The sequence below is a fragment of the Streptomyces sp. NPDC030296 genome (assembly GCF_055572815.1).
Genome location: NZ_JBVICQ010000001.1, coordinates 833,868 through 855,704 on the forward strand (window position 1 = coordinate 833,868; position 21,837 = coordinate 855,704).

Here is a 21,837-nt window from a genome sequence, read left to right on the forward strand (position 1 = left end):
GGCTGAACCACGCTTGCCCGGGCGGCCGGTGAAGCCGCCCCCGCCGCCCCCGCCGCCCCCGGTAAGGGTGCCGGGCTCCGCCGGGTCATCGTGCGGCTCCCGCCGCTGTGGGCGTGACCGCCTCGGTCGTCGCCGTGGCCGCCTCGGTAGTCGCCGTTGCCGCCGCCACCTTCGTCGCCATGCCCTGGACCGTCGGGTTCTCGTACAGCTCGTGGGTGCTGAGGCGGACGGCGAGTTCGGTGTCGACGCGGGCCAGCAGGCGGGTCGCGCGCAGGGAGTTGCCGCCGAGGTCGAAGAAGGACTCGTCGCGGCCGACGGTCTTCTGCCCGAGCACGTCGGACCAGATCGCGGCGATCCGCTGCTCCAGCTCCCCCTCCGGCGGGGTCTGGGTCCGCCGGCCGAGGGCCGTCCGGCGTGGCGCCATGTCGAGCAGCAGCTGGGTCGTGTCGACGGCCCCGCTGCCGTCCTTGGGGATACGGCTGACTTCGAGGAGCCGTACCGGCACCGGTAGTTCGGCGAGGGCGGGGGCGAGCGCCGCGTGCACGGCGGCCGGGTCGGCGCCGTCCTCCTCGTCGGTGGTGTACGCCACGAGCACCTCGCGCACGCTCAGTTCGTCGGGCGCCAGCTCGCCCACGACGAAGGGGTTCCGGGCGTCGAGCCCGATGAGCTGGTAGTGGTACGGCAGTGCCGTCGCGGTGAGGAAGCAGCGCAGGCCCCGCTCGGGGTCGATCGCCCGGAAGCCGCGTCGGCGCGCGGGCGCCGTGGACTGCCCCTGGCTCATGCCGACGTCGTCCCACATGCTCCAGGCGAGGCAGCGCACGTCCCGGCCGCGCTCGTGGTGCCAGTGGTCGGCGAAGCCCACGAGGAACGCGTTGGCGGCGGAGTACGCGCCGAAGGAGTGCCCGCCGAACTCGCCGTTCACGGAGCCGAAGAGGACCAGGGAGGCCTCCGGGCGGCTCTCCAGGACGTCGGCGAGGGCGAGCGTGCCGGCGACCTTGGCCGCGTACTGGGCGCGGAACCCGTCCTCGGACTCGCGGGCCAGGGTGTGCCGTTCGAGGTTCTGCCACTGGTCGGAGACATCGGCGGCGGCCAGGTGCAGGACACCGTCGAGGGGGCGTCCCCAGCGCTGCTCGGCGGCGCTCACCGCGGCGTTCAGCTGCTCGGGGTCGGTGATGTCGGCCTGCCGGTAGGTGACCTCGCCGAGGTCGGTGAGGTCCCGCAGCCGGGCCGCCTTCGCGCCCTCGGCGGGCGACCGGCCCACCAGGAGCAGCCGGGCACCGTAGGCGGCCAGCAGATAGCCGGCGAGGTCGCTCGCGATCCCGCCGAGACCGCCGGTGACCAGGTACAGCCCGCCCGGCACCAGCGGCGGCGCGACCTCGGCCTCCGTCTCGTCGTCGACGGGGCGCAGCCGCGGCTGCCAGCGCAGGCCCTCGCGTGCGGCGACCACCCCGGTGTGGGTGGGGTCGGCGAGTTCGGTGCGTACGGCGCGGGCCCACTGGGCGCGGTCGGCAGGCAGGTCGAGCTGGCGCACGGTGATCAGCGGGTTCTCGGCGGCGGCCGTGCGGACCAGCCCCGGCAGGGCGCACACGCCGAGGTCGACGCGGTCGCCGGGCCGTACATGGGCGGCGCCCTCGGTGAGGACGAGCAGCAGCGGGGCGCCGAACTCGTCGAGCACCCCCATGAGGGCGGTGAGCTGGGTGCTGACGGCGGTGACCCGGGCGGCGGGCTCGGCGTCCTGGCCGTCGAGCGGCCAGGCGAACACCACCGAGTCGATGGGCCCGTAGTGCGCGGTGACGTCGGTGAGCACCCGGCGCAGGTCCTCGGGGTCGCCGGGCGCGACCCGGTAGCGGTCGAGGTCGACCTCCGCGAAGGAGCGGCCCCGTCCGACGACCACGGCGGGTTCGTCGTCCAGGCCGAGCGCGGCGAGCTGCTCCTCCTCGGCGAAGACGACCCGTGTGCCGCAGTCTGCGGAGAACACCAGCCGGGAGGAGCCGCTGTCGGCGGGGGCCTGCGCGGCGGGCAGCCGCGACCACTGTCGGCGGAAGAACCACGTACCGGAGTCCTCGGTGTCCTCCTCCTCGTCGGCGAGGCGGTCGGCGAACCGTCCGGCGCGCAGGTCGGCGACGAGCGCGGCCCGCTGGATCTTGCCGCTGGCGGTCTTCGGGAACTCGGCGTCCGTGACGGGCACGACCACGTCGGGGGCGATGCCCGCCTCCCGGACCAGGGCGGCCCGTACGTCCTGGAAGGTGCGGGTGAGCGACTCGGCGTCCCAGCGCACCGGCACGAAGAAGATCACCAGCCGGTCGGAGCCCTCGCCGGGCTCGCGGACCCCGGCCGCCGCCGAGAACGTGACGCGTACGCCCTCGACCTGTTCGACGACGCTCTCCAGTTCGTGCGCGGCGAAGTTGGCGCCCCGCACGATGATCTGGTCCTTCTTCCGCCCGGCGATGACGAGCGATCCGTCCCGCACGAAGGCGAGGTCCCCGGTGCGGAACCAGCCGTCGTCGGTGAACGCGTCCCGGTTGGCCTCGGCGTTGCCGTGGTAGTGCCGCAGCATCGTCACACCGCGGATCTGGAGTTCGCCGACCCGGTCCCGCGGCAGCGTCCGCCCCTGGTCGTCGACGACGCGGACGGTGACGCCGGGGATGGGCCCGCCGACCTCGGTGAACGCGACCGCGTCGGCGCCCTTGCCGTCGACCGACTGGTAGACGAGGTCCCCGTCGAGGGACGCCTGCGAGACGACGACCGTCCCCAGCTCCCGGTCGTCGCGGCTCTGCCGGGTGTAGGTGACGCCGGAGCACGTCTCGGACATCCCCCAGCACGGCACCATGGCGTCCGCGCGCAGCCCGTGCGGGGCGAGCAGTTCGAGGAAGCGGTGGCTGGTGGCGGCGACGACGGGCTCGCCCGCGTTGACGAACTCCCGCATCCGCGACAGGTCCCAGCTCCGTCGGCCGATCTCGTCGGCACACTCGTTGACCAGGTTGTACGCGAAGTTCGGCGCCCAGGTGTTGGTGACGCCGTACCGGTCGATCCAGTCCAGCCAGAGCAGCGGGTCGCCGAGGACGTCGTCGATGCGCCCGTTGACGTGCCGGCACCGCAGGAACACGTCGCGGACGTTGTAGTAGACCATCGTCACGTGGTCGAGCGGCATCCAGATGAGGCTGACGTCCTCGCTGGTGTGACCGCGTGCCTGGATCACCGCCCATTCGCGCGCGGCGACGGAGGCGTTGGTGTGCTGCACGCACTTGGGGACGCCGGTGCTGCCCGAGGTGAGCAGGTTGATCACCGGCGAGTCCTGGGTGGTCGCGAACCAGTCGGAGTCCCGTTCATGACCGAGGAGTTCACCGACGCGGAGGATCCGCAGGTCCGGCTCGCCCCACAGGGTGTGCAGCGCGCCGAGCGCCGGTGCGGTCGCCCCGTCCGTGAGGATCACGGGCCGGTCGAGCAGCTGCCACGCGTTGTGCAGCTTGCGGGTGGTCTCGTTGTGGCTCTCGTACGTCGTCGCCACGGCCACCGGCGTCGGTACGAACCCGCCGAGCACACAGGCCCAGAAGGCGGTCATGTACGCCCGGTGGTCCCCGAACTGGAAGAGGGCCGCGTCACCGGGGGCGAGCCCGGCCGCCCGCAGCCCGGCGAGCACCCGCTCCGCCTCGACGAGCAGGTCGGCGTAGGTCTGGAGGTCGGGCTCGCTGCCCTTGCGCAGATACAGGGTGCCCTGCTCGGGGGCGAGTTCGGCGGCCTGCCGCAGCCCCTCCTGAAGGGTGGTGGGCGCCCCCTCGGGGATGCGCAGCTCACCGCCGAAGGTCTCGGAGGAGGGCCGGTCGGAGAACGATGCCGACGCCGTCTGCGGTGCGGTCGATGCCTGCGGTGCCTGTGATGCCTGTGCTGTCTGCGGTGCCTGGGACGTCTGGGGCGTGTCCGCCCCCTCCCCTCCACTGTCGACGGTCCGTGCCCCCTGCCGTACGACGACGGCGGCGTCACGCACGCCGGGTATCGCCCGGGTGGCGGTGGCGAGGCGGGCGGCGACGGCGGGGTCGAGGCCCGAGGTGAGGTCGGGTGTGTGGGGTGTGTGGGTCATCGCGCGCTCCCCGCGAGTTCGGGTGCCGGCCGGGAGGACGCGGCGTGGGACGGGCCGGTGAGGGTTTGGTCGGTGAGGACCTGGCTGAGGTGGGCGACCAGTTCGGTCGGGTCGTGGAGGAAGTAGAAGTGGCCGCCGGGATAGAACCGGGTGTGGAAGGCGCCGGTGGTGTGCGCGGCCCAGCCGTAGAGGGTGTCCTTGGGCGCCCGCGGATCCGCGTCGCCGCTGAGCACGGTGATCGGGGTGTCCAGCGGCTCCCCCGGTTCGACCCGGTGCCGCTCCCAGAGGGTGAAGTCGGCGCGCAGCGTGGGCAGCAGGCCCGCCATGACCTCCTCGTCCTCGGCGATCTCGGGCTCGATCCCGCCCAGCCGGACGACCTCGGCGCCGAGTTCCTCGTCGGAGAGGGTGTGCATCACCGGGATCCGGCCGACGATGCCGGGCGCTGGCTGCGCGGACAGGAACAGCCGGCTGGGCCGGGGCCCGCCCTTCTCCCGCAGCGCCTTGGCGACCTCGTACGCGAGCGCCGCGCCGCCGGAGTGCCCGAAGAAGGCGAAGTCCCCGTCGAGGAAGGGCCGCAGCGCCTGCGTCAGCACCTTCACCAGGGGCCCCACCTCGGTCACCGGGTCCTCGGCGATCCGGTTCTGCCGCCCCGGCAGCTGCACGGCGGCCAGCTCCACCTCGGCCGGCAGCAACCGCGCCCACTCCCCGTACGCCCCGGCCCCGGCCCCGGCATGCGGAAAACAGATGAGCCGCGTCCGGGCCCGGGGCCGCCGGGCCCGCCAGATCCAGGGGGTCTCGACAAGAAGATCGGGATGATCAGTCATGGGGTTTCCTCCGTAAGAAGGTGCTCTTCGAAAAAGCTCGCCGGAAAAGAGGCGCGCTGGAATTCCGCGCCGCCCGCAGCCGGCCCCTGAGGGGCACGGGGCACTGACACCATGCGGCTCCGCCGCGTGGGCGCGACCAGCCACGAACAGCCCGCACCCGCACCGCGAGAAAAACCCCACGGCGGCAAGGCGCGCAAAACTCAACCCCGCCGCATCTCCAACTCATTGGCCAGCCGCAGCCAGTGGTCGGCGCATCGCCGCGCCGCCTGCGCCAGCACCGGCGCCCGATGCCCCGGCACACTCCGCGCCAGCCGCTGCCACTTCGCCTCGTCGCCGATCGAGTGGACGCTGAGCATCTGCAGCAGCATCCGCCCCGCCTCGGTCCGCAGCGACGGGTCTTTGCAGATGTTCGGCAGGATCAGCCCGATCGCCGCCGCCGACAGATGCGCCGTTCCGCGACCGCCGCCGGCGGCCCGCACGGCCCCGCGCCCCGGCTCGTCCCTCGCGGCGACCCGCCTGGCGGGCGGCGCCTGCGGCACCGGGTCCTGCCCGCGGCGGATCCGGTCCCGTACGTCCTTCGCCGTGGCGGTGGCGATCCCGGCCCGCTCGGCGATCTCGCGGAGCGACGCCGTGGGGTTCACGGCGATGACCTGGCTGGCCCGCAGCCGCCCCTCGGTGGCCTGCAACGGCCGTACCCGGCCGTCCCGGCCGACGCGGGGCGCGTTCAACTGGTCGGTTCGGCTCGTTGAACGGCGCCGGATCGCCGCGACCGTGCTCGGCGCGAGCCCCGCGTTGGAGGCGATACGGCGGTCGGACCAGTACGGGTGGGTGGTGAGGATGCGCTCGGCCGCCGCCGCGCGGTCGGCCTGGGACAGGGGCAGGCCGTGCGCGATGTTCAACTCGACGGACAGGGCGAAGACCTCGTCCTCGTCGCCGTCGAAGTACTCGACCTCGATGGTCGTGGCACCGCGCAGCCGGGCCGCGGCGAGCCGGTGCATCCCGTCGATGACCCGCATCGTGGGGTGGTGGACCAGGATCGGCGGCAGCGGTTCCTCCTGCTCGGCGAGGGTCCGCACATGGTCGCGGTTCTCGCCGCCGAGCCGGGGGGAGTCGGACGCGCGGAGCACGTCGACGTCCACGACGCCCGTCCGCCGCGCCCGGCTCCCTCGGTCGCCGGCCGGTCCCCCGCGGTCCCCGGCGGGGGCGGCGCCGGGCTGCGACACCCCGGCGCCCGCCGCGACGGCCAGGCGCAGGCCCGGCCTGGGCCCTTCCCGGCGGTCAGTGGTTTCGACGTGAGCGCCTGAGACGTTCATGACGTGTTCGCTCCTCCCCGTACGGGCGGGCCACAGCTCTGCTTTCCCCCGTGGCCCTCTCAACCGTCCCGAGAAACATACCAGGGGCGCGGATTTTTTTACCCCCTCGTAGCCGACTTCCTCACGACCACCCGCACCACGCGCTCGCATCAGAACCCGACAAACAGGCATGAAAACGGCCCGCAGCCGCGCCTCGGGGGATGTAGGCACGGCTGCGGGAGTCTGTTTCAGCGCGGAAACGGGCGATTTCCCCGGGGGATCACCCCGAGCCCGTCGCTTCCGTCGATAGAAACATACCGGGTTGCTGGTTTGCAACACCTCGGCGCGGCACACCTCCCCCGCGGTAGCTGAATGCACGCTTCCGTCGCACCCCGCCGCGGGAGGCGCGCCCCACTTGCCGAGTTCGACCCGATAAGGCGAAGTAGAAAAGAAACCGTACGGTTGGTTTCATGGGTTGGCATCCACCATCGACAAGGTCCCCGAGGAGCCCACCGTGCTGAAACAGGAACGCGCCCTGCACACCCGACACGCCCTCGTGCGCTCGGCCGCGGAGGTCTTCGAGCGGCACGGGTACGTGCGGGCGAAGCTGGCCGAGATCAGCGCCGGTGCCGGGGTGAGCCCCGGAGCACTGCACTTTCACTTCGAGAACAAGGCGGCGGTGGCCGCGACGGTCCAGGCGGTGGCCGCGGAGAACCTGCGGCGGGCGGCCCGCACCGCGACCCGGCGGCCCGACCTCGACCCCCTGCGTCGCCTCACCGACGCCTCGTACGCCCTGGCCGAGCGGCTCCGCCAGGACGTGGTGGCCCGGGCGGGCTCACGGCTGAGCGGCGACGAGGCGTGCCGGACGGAGGTGGATCTGGGCGCGGAGTGGCGGGCCTGCGTCCACGGGTTGCTCACCGAGGCGGCGGCCCGGGACCTGCTCGCCGGCGGCGTCTCCCGCGCCGACGCGACGGCGTCCGTGGTCGCGACCACGACTGGTCTGGAGGTCCTGGGCCGCACCGATCCCGAGTGGCTCTCCCCCACGACGCTCGCCCGTGTCTGGCGCGTCGTCCTGTGGTCTCTCATCGAGCCGTCCGCGCCCGCCTCGCGTCCGGCGAGCACGAGCGAGGTGGCGAGGCTGTCCGAGCCGCCGCCGACGCAGGTGCAGGGGCGACCGCGGTTGCGCGACCGGCAGGCCCTGTGCGGCCGTCCTGCACACCGGCGTCCAGCCTGAGTGCCTGCCCCAAGAGCTCGGCTTCGGCTCGGGCATGACCTGCTGGCGCCGCCTGACGGCCTGGAACGAGGCGGGCGCCGTCAACGCGTGCATGCCCGGAGCCATCCACACGAGCCTGCAGAGGCACACCTCCGGGCGCGGCAGCGGGCTGGCCCTCGAACATCTGATCAAGACGGTCGAGCAGGGAGCGGCGACCTCCGTCCTGCTCGCCGCCTCACCGCTCCTCGACGGCGTGGGTGGCCGCCACTTCGCCGACTGCAACGAGAGCGACGTCGTCGACCGCCGCACCGGCACCTTGCACGGCGTCGCCCGCTACGCCGTCGGCCCGGTCAACGCCGGGCGCCTGTGGGACCTGTCGCGGAAACTCCTCGCACAGGCCCGCTGAGTACCTCTGCCGGGACACGACCGCCTGCCATCGTCAGCACACGTCGTCACCCGGTCTCCGGCCGGTCTTCGACTGATCTCCGACCGGTCCTCAGCGCTGCGGCTGTGCGCACAGCCCGTCGAGGATGAGCGCGAGCATGCGGGGAGCGCGGTCCTCGGGGACGGCGGCGGCACGCCAGAGCGCGCCGGTGAGCTGGAGGAAGTCACCGGGGTCGGCGTCCGCGCGGATGCTCCCGTCCTCCTTGCCGGCGTCGAGGAGCTCGGTGATGGCGGTGATGACTGGGCCGTAGCTCTGTTCGCTCATCGCCTGGTGCGCGCTGGGGCTGAGGGCCTCGCCCAGGCCGTGCTTCCTGCGCATGGCCTCGACCAGGTCGAGCGTCCAGGCGCGCAGCGCCTCCAGGGGCGGCATCCGGTCGAGCAGGTCGGGCACGGTGCCGGTGATGCGGGTGACCTCGTCCTGATAGACGGCCAGGACCAGCGCCTCGCGGGTGGGGAAGTTGCGGTACAGCGTGCCGGGCCCGACGCCGGCGCGCTGGGCGATCTGGTTCAGCGACGTGCCGCCGTCCTCGCCCAGCGCCTCGCGGGCGGCAGCGAGGATGCGCGCCCTGTTCTCACGGGCGTCGGATCGGACCACGAGATCTCCCCTTGCTAAGTGGAGAGCTCTCCACTACGTTATTCGGAGAGCTCTCCACTTACATTAGAGGGGCACCATGCACTACATCAAGCTCGGCACCACCGGCCTGGACGTGTCACCGATCGCCATCGGTGCCATGACCTACGGCGAACCCGACCGCGGGCACCCCGTCTGGTCCAAGGGCGAGGAGGAGGCCCGCCCGCTCATCAAGCACGCCCTGGAGGCGGGCATCAACTTCTTCGACACCGCGAACCTGTACTCCAACGGCTCCAGCGAGGAGATCCTCGGCCGCGCGCTGAAGGACTACGCCGACCGCGACGCCGTGGTCATCGCCACGAAACTGCGTCACCCGATGCGCCCGGGCCCGAACGGACGCGGACTGTCACGCAAGGCGATCATGACCGAGGTCGACCACTCCCTGCGCCGCCTCGGCACGGACTACATCGACCTCTACCAGATCCACCGCAACGACCACTCCACCCCCTGGGAGGAGACACTCCAGGCCCTCAGCGACCTCGTGCAGGGCGGCAAGGTCCGCTACCTCGGCGCCTCCTCCATGCACGCCTGGGAGTTCGCCAAGGCCCTCCACCTGCAGAAGCAGCACGGCTGGGCGCGGTTCGTGTCGATGCAGAACCACTACAACCTCCTCGCCCGCGAAGAGGAACGGGAGATGATCCCGCTGTGCCTGGACGAAGGCGTCGGCACCCTCATCTGGTCGCCGCTGGCCCGCGGCCGCCTGGCCCGGGCCTGGGACGACGCCCGCTCCACCCAACGCTCCGAAACCGACGGCGCCTACGCCGATCTGCTCTACACGCCCGCGCAGGAAGCGTCCAACAAGGCGATCATCGACGCGGTCGGCCAGGTGGCGGACGCGCACGGCGCGAGCCGCGCCCAGATCGCGCTCGCCTGGCTGCGCCGCCGGCCGGTCGTCACCGCGCCCCTGGTCGGCGCCGGCTCCATCCGCCAGATCGACCAGGCCGTGGCCTCCCTCGACATCCACCTCACCGACGACGAGGTGCGTGCCCTGGAAGCCCCGTACACCCCGCGCCACGACTGGCAGGGCGTCTCCGACGAAGCCGAGCTGGAGGCCATCCGCCGGCGCATCCCCGGAATGGCCCTGTCATGAACACCATCGTCCGCTCCGGCCCGGCCGCCCGCGCCGGGGGCCTCCTCATCCTGCTCGGCCCGCTGGTGTCCTGGCTGGCGGAGTTCGTCACCGCCGCCGCATGGCAGGACCCGCCGTACTCGCCCTTCCACAACTGGGTCAGCCACCTCGGACTGACCGGCCCGCCCCAGACCGCGTTCGGGCAAGTCGCCCACTCACCCCTCGGCGCCGTCATGAACACCGGCTGGGTGGTCTACGGCATCCTCCTGGCCGTCGGCGCGTTCCTCGTGTTCGACCCGCGCAAGGGCGTCCGCCCGACCATCATCGTGATACTCGCCGTCCTGGCGGGCGCCGGAGTCGGCCTGGTCGGCATCTTCCAAGGCTCCAACGCCAACGTGGACAACGGCCTGATCGCCCTCCACACCCTCGGTGCGCAGACCGTCATGCTCGCCGGCAACGTCATGGCGATCGCCGTCGGAGCCAACGGCGCACGTATCGGCCTCAGCCGACGCCGCTCGACCGCGAGCATCGCCTTGGGCACCGCGGGCCTGATCGCCTTCCCAGTCTTCATGGCCGACGCCCTCACCGGCTGGATGTGGAACATCGGCCTGCTCGAACGCGCCGTCATCTACCCGATCATGATCGGCCACGCCCTCCTCGCCAGCAGCATCGCCGCCCGACGACTGCCCGTGACACCCCCACCCACCCCCCTTCCCGCAGGATGAAGGCTGGGCCGCAGGCCCATGCCTCCAGAGGCGCGGGGAACTGCGCGATCGGCCCCCACCCACCCGCACCCGCCAACGAACACGAGCGCCCCGAGCTATGAGGCCGAGCCCACCTCGTAGGCGCCCGCGCCCGCCCCCTCCCCCCGTCCCCTCCCCCCACTCCCCGACGGCCGCAGCGTCCCCAGCGTGGACGTACACGCCACCCGGGGCAGCAGCAGTCGCCAGAAGCGGGACAGGGAGTCCCCGGTGAGCCACCGCGGATCGTGCCGGCCGAGGGATTCGAGGCCGGCGGTCGCGGCGACGACCACCGCGGCCGCGTCCTCCGCGGAGACCCCGTGCGCGAGCGCCCCCTCCATATCGGCCTTGGCCAGCACTTCCTCCACCCACTCCTGCCAGGCCCGACGCAACCCGGCGCCGGAGCGCACCTGGCCGACCCCGTCGCCGAGGTCGAACCCGGCGCGCAGCACGGCGTCATGGCCGAGCGCCCGCACGAGGGCGTAGGTGGCGTCGATGAGGGACTGCAACGCGTCGCCGGAGTCCTGGGTGGTGATCCGGCCCAGTCGCAGGGCCGCCGCCTGACCGACCGCGTCGGCGAGGTCCGCTTTGCTGGCGAAGTGGAAGTGCAGCGCGCCACTGCTGACCCCGGCCCTGGCGCTGATCATGGACAGGGACGCCGTTTCGAAGCCTTCCCGGTCGAACAGCTCGGCGGCGGACTCGATGAGCGCGTTACGCGTGCGCACCGCGCGCTCCTGTTTGGCCATGGGGCGCTCCGTTATCACGCAGGGGAACCAGGTGGACCGACGCTCGGGACGCCCCCGCGGGCCAGCAAGCCCTTCCCTCACCCGAGGAGATTATCAAACCGTCTTCGCGGTTTCTAGATGCCCCCTGAAATGAGCCGACTGTAGGTGCACACCCCATGACGTTATGTATACGGAACCCGGCCCCGACCCGCACCGAATTCGTCACCTCTCCTCAGGAACCGTCGACAAGCCACACATCGGCACACAGACCACCAGTGCCCAGACAACACACACGACAACACACACGACAGCGCGCACGACGGACACGACGACGCCCCGCGGCCGAATCGGCCGCGGGGCGGGTTCATCACTCTGCGTCAACACCCCGTGGGGGGCGACGGTTCACTCGGGGCGGAGCACCACCGGGACGGAGGCGTAGCCGTTGATCAGGAAGCTCGGCACCGGTGCCAGCTCCCCGACGGGACGGGTGAGCCGCATGTCGGGGAACCGCTCGAAGAGGCCCGCGAGGCCGATGGTGACCTCCATCCTGCCGAGCGCGGCACCGAGGCAGCGGTGCACCCCGTGGCCGTAGGCGAGCAGGTCGCGGTCGGTGCGCAGGACGTCGAAGTCCGCGGCGTCCTCCCCGTGCAGTTCGGGCTCCAGCCCGCCCGCCGCGAAGTTGACGATGATGGCGTCGCCCTTCTTGATGGTGACGCCGTCCAGGTCGATGTCCTCGACGGCGAAACGCATCGGAGAGTAGGCGCCGGGGGTGTGCGTGCGCGCCGCCTCGTCGACCGCGTCCTCCCAGGTGGCGCGGCCGGCGCGGATGTGGGCGAGCTGGTCGGGGTGGGTGAGCAGCGCGGCGACGGCGTTGGCGAGGAGCGTACGGGCGCTGTCCTGGCCGCCGGTGAGCACGAGGAAGAGGGTACCGAGGAGTTCTTCCTCGCTGAGCCGGTTGCCGTCGTCGCGGGCCTCGATGAGCAGGGAGGTCAGGTCGTCGCCGGGCTCCGCGCGCTTGGCCGCCACGAGGGCGGACAGCAGGCCGAACGCCCGCATCCGGGCCGCCTCCATCTCCTCGGCACTGACCGTGGTGCTGAACACCGTGTGCATCGCCGCGGACAGGGCGTCGGTGTCGGCCCCCCGGGCGACCCCGAAGAGTTCACAGATCACCCGCATCGGCAGCAGCTTGGCGTAGGTGTCCCGGAGGTCCACCTCCTGGCCGGCGGGCAGGGCCGCGAGGTCGTCGAGCAGCTCCGTGGTGAGTCGCTCGACCCGGGGCCTCATGGCCTCGGTGCGCCGACCGGTGAAGGCGTGCGCCACCAGGCGGCGCAGCCGGGTGTGTTCGGGCCCGTAGGCGAACAGCATGTTCTTGTTGGCCACCCAGGGGTACAGCGGCCAGTCGGCCGTGATGCGCCCCTCGATGAAGTCCGGCCAGTGCTGCCGGGCGTCCTTGGACACCCGTGGGTCGGTCAGCAGCTTCTCGACGTTGCGCTGCCGCAGCACCGCCCAGGCGACGACCCCGCCCGGCAGCTCCACCTCGACCGCCGGTCCCCGCTCCCGCAGCATCGCGGATTCCCCGGGGAGGTCGGTCCCGGAGGCGTCGAGGGCGTACGGGCAGGCAGTTGCTTGCATCTGGTGCACTCCGTCCAGTCGGTTTCGGGCCGTCAGCGGCCCTGTCCAGTGCGTGCGCACGGAAGGGACCGGGTCCCTTCTCCATCTCCCCCTTGATGGACCGGTGACGGACTGCCCGTGGGGCGGACGCCTCTCAGACCGACGCGGGTTGCCCCGCCTCGCGCAGTTTCAGGGCGGCCTCGTAGACCCTCTCCCCGCGGTCCGGCGAGAAGTCGAGCCGTACGAGCACGGCGGGGACCGCGATGGAGGTCATCAGATGGCGATACAGGTCCATCACCCGGTCCGTCATGTCCGCGTGCCCGGTCATGATCTTCGAGAGCATCTGCACCCCGGTGAAGGCGCCGACGAACATCCGCGCGACCGCGTCGACGTCGATGTGGGGCAGCACTTCCCCGCTTTGTTTCGCCTTCCCAAGGAGGTCTACGTTGTGATCGATCCAGCCCTGCATGGGGATCCTGCGGTCCAGGCCGTCACCCGGCGCCACCTGGTCGACGGTGAGCCGGATACTGCCTCGGACCATCGGGTCCCCCTTCGCGAGCAGATACGCGAGCACCAGCGTCTCGTCGAGCCCCTGCTGCAGCACCAGATCCTGGGGCGGCGCCGGGGGCACCGACGCGAGCTGGTTGGCGAGCACCGCCTGCGCCAACTCCTCCTTGGAGGAGAAGTGGAAGTACAGCGCGCCCTTGGTCACCCCGGAGCGCTTGAGGATCTCGGAGATCGTGGCCGCGTCGTACCCGACCTCGTCGAAAACCTCAGCCGCTGCGAGGAGAATCTTCTCCCGCGTCCTGATCGCTCGTTCCTGCTGCGCCACCACACACCTCCAAGCACCCCCCGACGAGCGTAAAAAAACCGTCAGGTTCGTATGCTAGCACCGGTAACACTCCGTAGGCAGTGTGCGCGACAAGAGCGGCGGATCACCGGTGGACTCGATGGCCGCCACTCCCTCGAAACCAACCGGCGAGGGGAACAATAAAACCGGTGGCCCGGTTTTTCAACCCCTCGGCCCCACCAGGTGCCAGACCCGCCGAACCTCCGCCCCCGGCCGCAAAAGGGCACGTCATAGGTGGAATATCAGCTTCAGCTCGCCGCCCCGGCAAACCTGACGCCCTCACGCCGCGTCTCACCACGTGGACATGAAGAACCCGTAAACCAGCCAAAGCAGTCTTGAATAAAAACCGGTTGGTCCGTATCTTCTTGGCTTGCGTTCCCATCAACAGGGTTCCAAAACAGGGGGAAGAGGTCTTGACCATGGCCTTGCTGACGTTCCACAAGAATGCCTCTGGTAGCAGAGACGCAGAAGAAACCGACCCCGTTGCCCAGTCGCCGGCCGCCACTGACCATTTCGGCCCGCACTCGCTCACCACCGCGGATCTGGCCCATCTCCTCTTCGACCGGCAGAACCGCGGCAGGGTGCACGAGCCCTGGCGCAAGCTGATCCGCACCGAGGCGTTCTCCCGCCGTCGTGATCTCGCTCCCCTCACCCGGACCGAGCTCTCCTACGACCGTCTCCAACTGGTCAACGCGGCGGTCGACAACCCGGAGTCCCTCGCCTCTGACCCGGCGCGCCTGGCCGCGCTGCACGAGTGGACGGGGTTCGTCGACAGCGGGCTGTGCACCTTGTCGAGCATTCACTACAACTTGTTCCTGGGCAGCATCCTCGACCACGACGGCTATGGGCGGAACCTGTCCGACTTCACGACGCTGCGCCGCACGGGCACGTTCCTCTGCACGGAGCTGGCCCATGGCAACGATGCCGCCGCTCTGGAGACCACGGCGACCTTCGATCCGTCGACCGGCGGTTTCGTCCTGCACACCCCCACTCCCGGCGCCCGGAAGTTCATGCCGAACACCAGCCTGACCGGCGGCCCCAAGAGCGCGGTGGTCGCCGCCCGGTTGATCGTCGGCGGTGAGGACCGGGGTGTCTTCCTCTTCCTCACCCCGCTGAGCGACGAGAAGGGCCACCTGCCGGGCGTCGAGGTGCGGGCGCTCCCGGAGCGGGCGGGCAGCCCGGTGGACCACTGCCTCACCTCGTTCGATCAGGTGCGCCTGGACCGGGCGGCACTCCTGGAGGCCGAGCACGGCCAACTGGCCCCGGACGGCACCCTCGACAGCAATGTGGGCAACCGGCGCAAGCGGTTCCTGCGTTCGATCGGCCGGGTCACCACGGGGAAGCTGTGCATGAGCGCCGCGGCCGTCGGCGCCTCCCGCACCGCGCTGGCCATCGCGGTCCGGCACGCCCACCTGCGTCACATCAGCGGCCCGCGGGTGGGCGACCGCGTCCCGCTGGTCGCCCACCGCAGCCACCACGGGCGCCTGCTGAACGCGCTCGCCCAGACCTACGCCATGACGTTCCTGCACCGCGAGGCCGTGACCCGGTGGACCGAGCACACCGCCGCGGACCGGGACGACGCGGAGCGTCTGGTGGCCGTCGCCAAGGGCTGGATCACCTGGCAGGCCCGTGACGTGATGACCGAGTGCCGGGAACGCTGCGGAGCGCAGGGCCTGTTCGCGGTCAACGCCCTGGCCGGCCTGCAGGCGGACAACGAGGGCACCATCACCGCGGAGGGCGACAACCTGGTGATCTGGGTGAAGGCCGCCGCGGAGATGGTCCTCGGGCACCGCACCGACACGGCCGAGAAGACCGAGACCCCCGCCACGGACGGCGACCTCGACGACGTGGACTTCCTGCGCGGCCTGCTCGCCGCCGCCGAGTCGCTGTGGCGGGCACGCGCCCGCGTCGCCCTGCGCGAGGGCCCGTCCGGCAACCCGGTCGCGCGCTGGAACGGCGCCAGCGAGGCCGCGCTCACCATGGTCGCGGCGCACGCCGAGACCCGGGCCGCCGACGCCCTGCGGGCGGCGGCCGAGCAGGCCGCGGACCCCACCGCCCGCTTCCTCCTGGACGGCCTGTGCCGGCTGTTCCTGCTGCGCCGGATCCGCCAGCACACCGGTGACCTGCTGGCCGAGGGACATCTGACCGTACGGCACGTGCGTGAGCTCCCGCAGGCCGTCGACGCCGTCATCGCCGCCCTGGCGCCGCACATGACGACTCTGGTCGAGGCGTTCGACATCCCCGACGAGGTCCTGTCGGCCATACCCCTCGCGAACGGCTCCTCGATCGTCGACGACGCCGCGCCCCTGCCGGCCCTCGCGGGCTGACCGGCCGAGGCAAGGCCCCCGCGGCCACGGGCACCCGGCTGCACGCCCGAACCCGAGCCCGCGACACCCCACCGCAGTCGCACCACACGCGTATCGCACACGCTCGAAGCGCACCACAGCTCACAGAGATCACCCCGTCGACCGTCACTGAGCGGCGCACGGCGACCACGAACCGACCGTGGTCCAGCGGCCGTGCCCGTCCGGAACGGTCTGGGGACGCACCCACTCCTGCCAGTTGTCCGGCAGGGAGGAGAGGACCGCGGGGCGGATCCACGCGGACCAGTCGGTCCACCCGTACGACAGCGAGGTGACGGCGGGGCGCGGGCGGCGGATCGGGTACCCGGCGCCCCGGGCCGCCTCGGGGAGCCGGCCGCCCGTCGCCGCGGCCGGCTTCCCCGCGGCGAACACGACGACGCGGAGCACCACGAACCGCCCGACGCCGGCCAGCGCGCTCGCGCCGAGGTAGACGGCCTGCTCCACGAGGACACCGGGGGCGGAGTGCACGAGGTGCAGGACGGCCATGGCCGCGCAGGTCACGCCGTACGCGGCGGCCGCCGACCCGGCCGACTGGAGGTGCTCCCGCCGTCCGGCCCGGCGCCCGGCGCCGAAGGTGAAGCGGGCGTGGAGCTCGGTGGCCAGGACGGTCGACACGACCGTCACGACCGCGTTCGCCACGGCCCACGGCAACAGCACGGCCAGCAGCGCGACGGCCCCGCTGGACAGGACGCCGACTCCGCCGCCACACGCGACGAACCGCACGAACGAGGAGAACGCCCGGGAGGACTCGGGGAGTTGGCGCGTCATGTGCTCCGTCTGCTCCATCACGAACCTTCCGTCCCCTCATGGCGGCCCACCGTGTACGTACGGCGTGCGTCGTTGAGAACAGCGTACGTGAAGGCGAACACTGTTCGCAAGGGGGTACGGTGTGCCGCAGGCGGTCGATCTGCCCGCCTGCGGACACATGACAACGGGGTTCGCTAAAAGGAGACTTGGACCAGGAGACTTGAACGGGGTCGCACTCGGGCACCCGCGTTCATTCGGGAAGGTCGTGTCGATCAGGCTTCCCGCGTGGAGGCGAGGTGAAGGAAAACAGTAGAGGGCGTGTGGGCTGCCCTGTTACGGTCCGGAGGCCGGCCGCGGGACTTCGGTGCGACTTCCGGAAAATGCCATTTCAGCACTGATTCGCAGTTCGTGCCCCCATTCCCCGGCCGGCATCCGCACTCTTGAGGAAAGAACGGGATGGATTCGTACGGGGACCTCGTCGCAGCCGACGATGTACTGCTCTTCGTCAACGCGGCAACCACCTCCACCGGCCAACGTGAATTCCACAGCGACGAGGGCGAGCAGCGGCTGTCCTTGGGCTTCCTCCATGCATACATGCTGGGTAACTACCGTGACCTGTACGCCGGAGTGCTTGCGCTCGACATCAACGACTACAACGCGGTCCTCATCATCAGACAGTTGCTGGAGACCACCCGTGAGGCCACTGCCGACCAGCGTCGCAGCGAGGGCCGACTGATCGCGTGCCGTCTGGCGACGCTGCCGCCGCAACGCGTGTACGGGCTGTTCAATGCCTTACGCCGGGCCGGGGTGAACAACCGTCGCACGCGCGCGATCATGCGTGACTGGCTGTCCGCCCGCCCGGACCTGGCGTTCGATGCCGTGAAGTACCGCAGCGGCCTCAAGCGAGCCCTTCGCCACGCACACCTGGTCCCTGCCACCGAAGAGCTGGGGGCGTTCGTCTTTGCGCCGCTGTCCCGCAAGCACTACGCGACTCCTCTCTTGGAGACGTGGCGCCGCGCGCACTACGAGCAGGCCGCCCTGTACGAGCTGCCCTATACGGCTGCCGAGGGCTTCGCCGCCAAGCACAAGATCCCCCGAAAGGTTTTCCTGGAGCGCATAGCCCCGCGGATGACCCGCCAGGAGACCTTGCGGTTGCAGGAGTCCGCGCGCAAGAGCGGGATCGCGGGAGTACAGGCAGACCTGTCCCGGATGCCGCTGACCCGGTTGGCGACCTATGTGCTTTCGCTGCCGGTCGAGGACCGCCTGCGCCGACGTGCCGAGCTGACCCACGCCCTGGAATCGGCCGCCGACCGGGCGGCCGGCCGCCACCGGGGGAGCTGGGGCAAGGTCACCGCCGTCCTGGACGACAGCTTTTCCGCCTTCGGTTCGGTTCACAAGCGTCGTCGACCGCTGGCCGTGGCACTGGCCTGCCACTATCTGCTCGCGGCTCTTTCCGGCACCTACACCGCGCTGTGGACGTCCGGGCGGACCGACGCACTGCTGACCCGCCCGTACGGGCCGACGCCGTTGGGCCGGCGGATCCTCGACGCGCTGGACACCACACCGTCCAGATTGGTGATCGTTTCCGACGGATGGGACAACGCACCTCCTGGCCTGGCCGCCGAGGTGCTGCGCATCTGGCGCACTCGGCTCGACCCCAAGCGTCGCACCAGCATCGTCCATCTCAACCCCGTCTACGACGCGGCCGATTTCGACGTACGTCGGCTGTCCCCGACGGTGCCCACCGCGGGTATCCGTGACGCCGAGGACCTTCCCGCGCTGGTGGAACTCGCCCAGTTCGCGGAAGGCCGGACCGGCCTGGCCGAACTGGTCACGTACATGAACACCCGTGCCGCTCACATGCTGAGCGGACACCAGCAGGAGCAGGCGCGATGACCACACTGGACCTGACCGGCCTGACCGCCCGCCCCTCACAGGTCTGGGGTGCCGTCCGTCTGGTGCCGCTCGTACGTGACGAACCTATCGCCGACCTCCGCCTGCGGCCTCAGCTCTACGGCGGTGCGACCGGTCTGGTCGAGGTCGGCCCACGCGCCGTCTATACCTCCTACATCCCCCATGGATTCGTCGCCACATGGACTGACGACGGCACGCCGGCAGCCGCCTACGGCACCCAGCTTTCCACTGACGGCAAGGCGGCGCCCGCCGCCACCATGGGCCTGCACATCCACCGCAGGATGGCCCGCCGCCAGGCCAGAGACCGGCTGCGGTTCCTCCCCATGCACCTGGCAATGGAAGGCTACCTGGCACTGCACTTCGGCGGCCCCTCCATCGCCTGGGAGGAGTGGTCGCAGCGTGCGATCAGCCGAGGGCTCTCCCCGCGCGTCGAGGAAGCCTATGTGGGTGCCGAAGTAAGCGGACTCGCCGACGCACTGCGCATCTTCGAGATCCACCCCGATCAATGCGGTGTGATGGTCTACGTCGCCGACGCACTCGCGTCCGCCTTCGTGGTCCCGCATCCCGACGACTACCGCGCCCTCCACCCCACACTCCTGCAGGACATGTACGGCGACCTGATCTACACCTACGCCATGCTGATGCCACCGGTACGTGATTTCCGGGCCCGCATCTCCGACTCGCAGATCCGCTCCCTGGCCCACCTGCGCACGGCAGTTGCCGAGCAGGAACATGCTTGGACGGATTTTCACGACACAACCATGGCGGCCGGCCTGCTGGAGCACGCGTATACCTGGCAGACGGTCTACCAAATGCGGGGCTTCACGCTCTCCCGCTTCTTGCCGCAGTTCCGTCCTCAGCAGGAGAACCACATCGGTGAAACCATCACCGACCACAAGGGCAGGATCGCCTACCTCAAGACGTTTCGTCTGTCGGAGACCCAGGTCCGTCGCGGTCACCTTCTCAGCAGGCTTGCCGCCAACGACTGGCACCTGGCGAACACCGCACACGAACTTGGCATCGAGGGCTATCAGCTGGGGATACGCCTGGCGTCTGTCGGCTTCGATTTCCTGCTCCGCCAGGACATTATGGATGGATACCGCAAGCAAGCACGAACCCGGACCGGCTGAGCGCCTGATCGGTACGCCCGCCCCGGCGTCGACTCGCTCGCCCGGCACGTGGCGGAGCGCGGCCCCTCACGCGACGTCCCCGCCCACCTCGAACCACATCAGCTTGCCCCCGCCCCACCCAAGGCTCCCGCCCTCCAACGGCCAGCACCCCCACCGGTCCGCGCACTGCCGGACGAGGAAGAGACCCCGCCCGTGCTCGACATCCGCCGCCGGCGGCGAGGGCACGCGGGGGCTGACACCCACCTCGCCGAACGAGGGCGGCACGTACGGGCTCCCGTTTCACACGAAGACGCGCAGCCGCCCGCCGTGCAGGGCGACCAGCCGCACCGACGAGGGCCCCTTCGTGTGCCGGTACGCGTTTCCGACCAGTCGTACGCCCGTGCCATGGAGCGCAGCTTGTCGGCGCTTCCCGCGCTGCTGCAGACCACCGATCACGCCCGAGCCCTCTTCCGGGCGGTGGTGCCGCCGATGCGGCAGTACGAGATCGAGCACCGGCTCACGTACCGGATCAAGCGGCAGGGCATCATGCACCGCGACAGCCCGCCCCCGTACACCGCGATCATCCACGAGACCGCTCTGCGCATGGGCTTCGGCGGCCCCGCCGTCACACGCGGCCAGCTCAAGCACCTGTTGGAGATGAGCGAACTGCCCCCGGCACCATCCTCACCACAAGCCCAGTGCCGTTCGGTCACCTCATACGCGCGCTCAAAGCAGCCGATCAGACTCAGACGTGAATACGTCCGGATAGGGTCGGGCGATGCCCAGTCTGATACGGCTGCATGCCGGCCGCGCCCCGGCGGTCCTGGCCTTCGAGTTGGCGAACCGCGCCTACTTCGCCGCCTCGATCCCCGACCGCGGTGACGACTTCTTCGACCGGTTCACCGACAGGTACGACGCCTTGTTGGCCGAGCAGGAGACCGGCGCCTGTGCCTTCTACGCGCTCGTCGACGAGGACGGCTCCGTGCTCGGCAGGTTCAACCTGTACGACCTGGAGGACGGCACCGCCAGACTCGGGTACCGGGTCGCGGAGCGGGCCGCCGGCCGCGGTGTGGCGACCGCGGCCGTCCGGGAGCTGTGCCGGATCGCGACAGTGACGCACGGCCTGCGTGAACTGCGGGCGGCCACCTCCCACCAGAATGCCGCCTCCCGAAGAGTCCTGATCAAGGCCGGGTTCGTTCCGGTCGGCCCCGCCGACCCGGCCGATCTCGGCGGCGACTCAGGCACCTGGTACCGGCATGACCTCCAGCCATGGACCGTGAACTGACTCGCCCGCTGTCGCTCGCCGGGCGCGTCAGCCCGACGCCTCCCCCACGTAGCTCAGCTTGTCCGTGCCGCCGCCGTCCTCCCAGGTGATGACGACGTCGTTGCCGGAGCGGCGGACCGTGGCGAAGGTGATGTCCTTGTCGTCCACGTTCTCCGAGGCCATCGGCCGCAGCGCCATGCGGAAGTTGTTCTCGTCGCGGTACTTGCCGACACCCGTCAGGATGCCCTTGCCGCCGACCATGTCGATGTACGACAGCGGGTGCTGGCCCTGGAGGTCGCCGGAGGACTGCTCCTTGCCGATCGTCAGGGTGCGCGCCTCGTCGTCCTGCCACTGGCCCTCGACGCCCGTGCGAGGCGCCGTGGACGCGTCGCCGCCGGCGTCGGTGTCCTCGGGGGTCGGGGAGTACTCCTCGGTGGGCTCGGAGGTGGGCGTCTTCGACTCGTCGGCCCGCGCCGACACGCTCTGCCGGGGCTTGGCCGCGGTGTCGTCGCCGTCGTCGGAGGTGAGCAGGAAGATCCCGCCGCCGATCACCGCGAGGGCGGCCACCGCGGCGACCACGATCAGCGCGATCTTGCCGCCGTTGCCGCCCGAGGGCGGAGGGGGCGGATAGCCGCCGTACTGCTGACCGTAGTTCGGCGCGCCGGGCGCACCCGGCATACCCGGCGCGCCGTAGGGCGGCTGAGCCGCGCCGTACGGCTGCTGCGGGGCGGTCGTGTAGGGGTTCGGCGGGGGGCCGGGGTGACCGGGAGCCTGACCGGACGCCCCCGGCGGGGTCCCGTACGGCCCCGGGTACGGCGGTTGCTGCGGCTGCTGGGCCCCGTAACCGTCGTACGGCGGCTGGCCGGGAGGCTGAGTCATCGGCGGGTGTCACTCCTCGGGTCGCTTCGGCGAGGCAAGGAACGCCTGCCTCCAGCGAGCCCAACATCCATCACCAGCTCAGTC

General features: G+C 71.1%; 15 protein-coding genes and 4 pseudogenes. 10 read left to right on the forward strand and 9 right to left on the reverse strand.

The genetic code is table 11. From position 1 onward, the window contains the following. Positions 1 to 85 precede the first annotated feature (85 nt). From ACZ4Z3_RS03475 to ACZ4Z3_RS03485, 3 genes are all read right to left on the reverse strand, one after another. The gene (locus ACZ4Z3_RS03475; protein ID WP_468499440.1) at positions 86 to 4,078 is read right to left on the reverse strand and encodes an SDR family NAD(P)-dependent oxidoreductase; all 3,993 of its coding nucleotides are present in this window, start codon (positions 4,076 to 4,078) and stop codon (positions 86 to 88) included. After that, complete coding sequence (locus tag ACZ4Z3_RS03480; RefSeq protein ID WP_468499441.1) at positions 4,075 to 4,902, reverse strand: thioesterase II family protein; 828 nt, start codon at positions 4,900 to 4,902, stop codon at positions 4,075 to 4,077. The genes ACZ4Z3_RS03475 and ACZ4Z3_RS03480 overlap by 4 nt, the downstream gene beginning before the upstream one ends. A gap of 200 nt (positions 4,903 to 5,102) precedes the next feature. After that, a complete protein-coding gene (locus ACZ4Z3_RS03485; protein WP_468499442.1) occupies positions 5,103 to 6,215 on the reverse strand; it encodes a ParB/RepB/Spo0J family partition protein in 1,113 nt (370 codons plus the stop codon). 535 nt (positions 6,216 to 6,750) lie between these two features. Between ACZ4Z3_RS03485 and ACZ4Z3_RS03490 the strand changes: the two are divergent. From ACZ4Z3_RS03490 to ACZ4Z3_RS03500, 3 pseudogenes are all read left to right on the forward strand, one after another. Then, positions 6,751 to 7,218: pseudogene (locus tag ACZ4Z3_RS03490) on the forward strand (TetR family transcriptional regulator); the annotation flags it as partial. A gap of 48 nt (positions 7,219 to 7,266) precedes the next feature. Next, a pseudogene (locus tag ACZ4Z3_RS03495) lies at positions 7,267 to 7,504 on the forward strand (transposase); the annotation flags it as partial. A 6-nt stretch (positions 7,505 to 7,510) separates the two neighbouring features. After that, positions 7,511 to 7,813: pseudogene (locus ACZ4Z3_RS03500) on the forward strand (SDR family NAD(P)-dependent oxidoreductase); the annotation flags it as partial. A 90-nt stretch (positions 7,814 to 7,903) separates the two neighbouring features. Here the strand turns inward: ACZ4Z3_RS03500 and ACZ4Z3_RS03505 are convergent. Then, complete coding sequence (locus tag ACZ4Z3_RS03505; protein WP_468499443.1) at positions 7,904 to 8,446, reverse strand: TetR/AcrR family transcriptional regulator; 543 nt, start codon at positions 8,444 to 8,446, stop codon at positions 7,904 to 7,906. A gap of 76 nt (positions 8,447 to 8,522) precedes the next feature. Between ACZ4Z3_RS03505 and ACZ4Z3_RS03510 the strand changes: the two genes are divergently transcribed. Continuing rightward, on the forward strand, positions 8,523 to 9,572 hold the full coding sequence (locus ACZ4Z3_RS03510; RefSeq protein ID WP_468499444.1) for an aldo/keto reductase: 1,050 nt from the start codon (positions 8,523 to 8,525) through the stop codon (positions 9,570 to 9,572). Then, complete coding sequence (locus ACZ4Z3_RS03515) at positions 9,569 to 10,276, forward strand: DUF998 domain-containing protein (protein WP_468499445.1); 708 nt, start codon at positions 9,569 to 9,571, stop codon at positions 10,274 to 10,276. The genes ACZ4Z3_RS03510 and ACZ4Z3_RS03515 overlap by 4 nt, the downstream gene beginning before the upstream one ends. 95 nt (positions 10,277 to 10,371) lie before the next feature. On the opposite strand, the gene ACZ4Z3_RS03520 is transcribed toward ACZ4Z3_RS03515, so the two are convergent. The 3 genes from ACZ4Z3_RS03520 to ACZ4Z3_RS03530 form a co-directional block, all read right to left on the reverse strand. Continuing rightward, positions 10,372 to 11,016: a ScbR family autoregulator-binding transcription factor gene (locus ACZ4Z3_RS03520; RefSeq protein ID WP_468499446.1), complete on the reverse strand. Its 645-nt coding sequence runs from the start codon at positions 11,014 to 11,016 to the stop codon at positions 10,372 to 10,374. A gap of 402 nt (positions 11,017 to 11,418) precedes the next feature. Then, on the reverse strand, positions 11,419 to 12,648 hold the full coding sequence (locus tag ACZ4Z3_RS03525; RefSeq protein WP_468499447.1) for a cytochrome P450 family protein: 1,230 nt from the start codon (positions 12,646 to 12,648) through the stop codon (positions 11,419 to 11,421). Between the two features lie 133 nt (positions 12,649 to 12,781). Next, positions 12,782 to 13,459, reverse strand: coding sequence for a ScbR family autoregulator-binding transcription factor (locus ACZ4Z3_RS03530; protein WP_055541442.1), 678 nt, complete (start codon positions 13,457 to 13,459; stop codon positions 12,782 to 12,784). A gap of 437 nt (positions 13,460 to 13,896) precedes the next feature. Here ACZ4Z3_RS03530 and ACZ4Z3_RS03535 point away from each other — a divergent pair, with 437 nt between their 5' ends. Continuing rightward, the gene (locus tag ACZ4Z3_RS03535; protein ID WP_468499448.1) at positions 13,897 to 15,804 is read left to right on the forward strand and encodes an acyl-CoA dehydrogenase family protein; all 1,908 of its coding nucleotides are present in this window, start codon (positions 13,897 to 13,899) and stop codon (positions 15,802 to 15,804) included. 144 nt (positions 15,805 to 15,948) lie between these two features. Here the strand turns inward: ACZ4Z3_RS03535 and ACZ4Z3_RS03540 are convergent, their stop codons facing one another. After that, positions 15,949 to 16,629 (reverse strand): GtrA family protein, encoded by a 681-nt coding sequence (locus tag ACZ4Z3_RS03540; protein ID WP_468499449.1) that lies wholly within the window; start codon positions 16,627 to 16,629, stop codon positions 15,949 to 15,951. 414 nt (positions 16,630 to 17,043) lie between these two features. Between ACZ4Z3_RS03540 and ACZ4Z3_RS03545 the strand changes: the two genes are divergently transcribed. From ACZ4Z3_RS03545 to ACZ4Z3_RS03560, 4 genes and pseudogenes are all read left to right on the forward strand, one after another. After that, positions 17,044 to 18,483 carry a hypothetical protein gene (locus ACZ4Z3_RS03545; RefSeq protein ID WP_468499450.1) on the forward strand — a complete coding sequence of 480 codons (1,440 nt, stop codon included), beginning with the start codon at positions 17,044 to 17,046 and terminating at the stop codon, positions 18,481 to 18,483. Beyond that, positions 18,480 to 19,631 carry an ARPP-2 domain-containing protein gene (locus ACZ4Z3_RS03550; RefSeq protein ID WP_468499451.1) on the forward strand — a complete coding sequence of 384 codons (1,152 nt, stop codon included), beginning with the start codon at positions 18,480 to 18,482 and terminating at the stop codon, positions 19,629 to 19,631. Before ACZ4Z3_RS03545 ends, ACZ4Z3_RS03550 begins: the two co-directional genes overlap by 4 nt. A gap of 405 nt (positions 19,632 to 20,036) precedes the next feature. Continuing rightward, positions 20,037 to 20,282 (forward strand): annotated as a pseudogene (locus ACZ4Z3_RS03555) (Scr1 family TA system antitoxin-like transcriptional regulator); the annotation flags it as partial. Between the two features lie 106 nt (positions 20,283 to 20,388). After that, complete coding sequence (locus tag ACZ4Z3_RS03560) at positions 20,389 to 20,895, forward strand: GNAT family N-acetyltransferase (RefSeq protein ID WP_468499452.1); 507 nt, start codon at positions 20,389 to 20,391, stop codon at positions 20,893 to 20,895. 27 nt (positions 20,896 to 20,922) lie between these two features. On the opposite strand, the gene ACZ4Z3_RS03565 is transcribed toward ACZ4Z3_RS03560, so the two are convergent. Next, positions 20,923 to 21,753, reverse strand: coding sequence for a hypothetical protein (locus ACZ4Z3_RS03565; protein WP_468499453.1), 831 nt, complete (start codon positions 21,751 to 21,753; stop codon positions 20,923 to 20,925). Between the last annotated feature and the right edge of the window lie 84 nt (positions 21,754 to 21,837).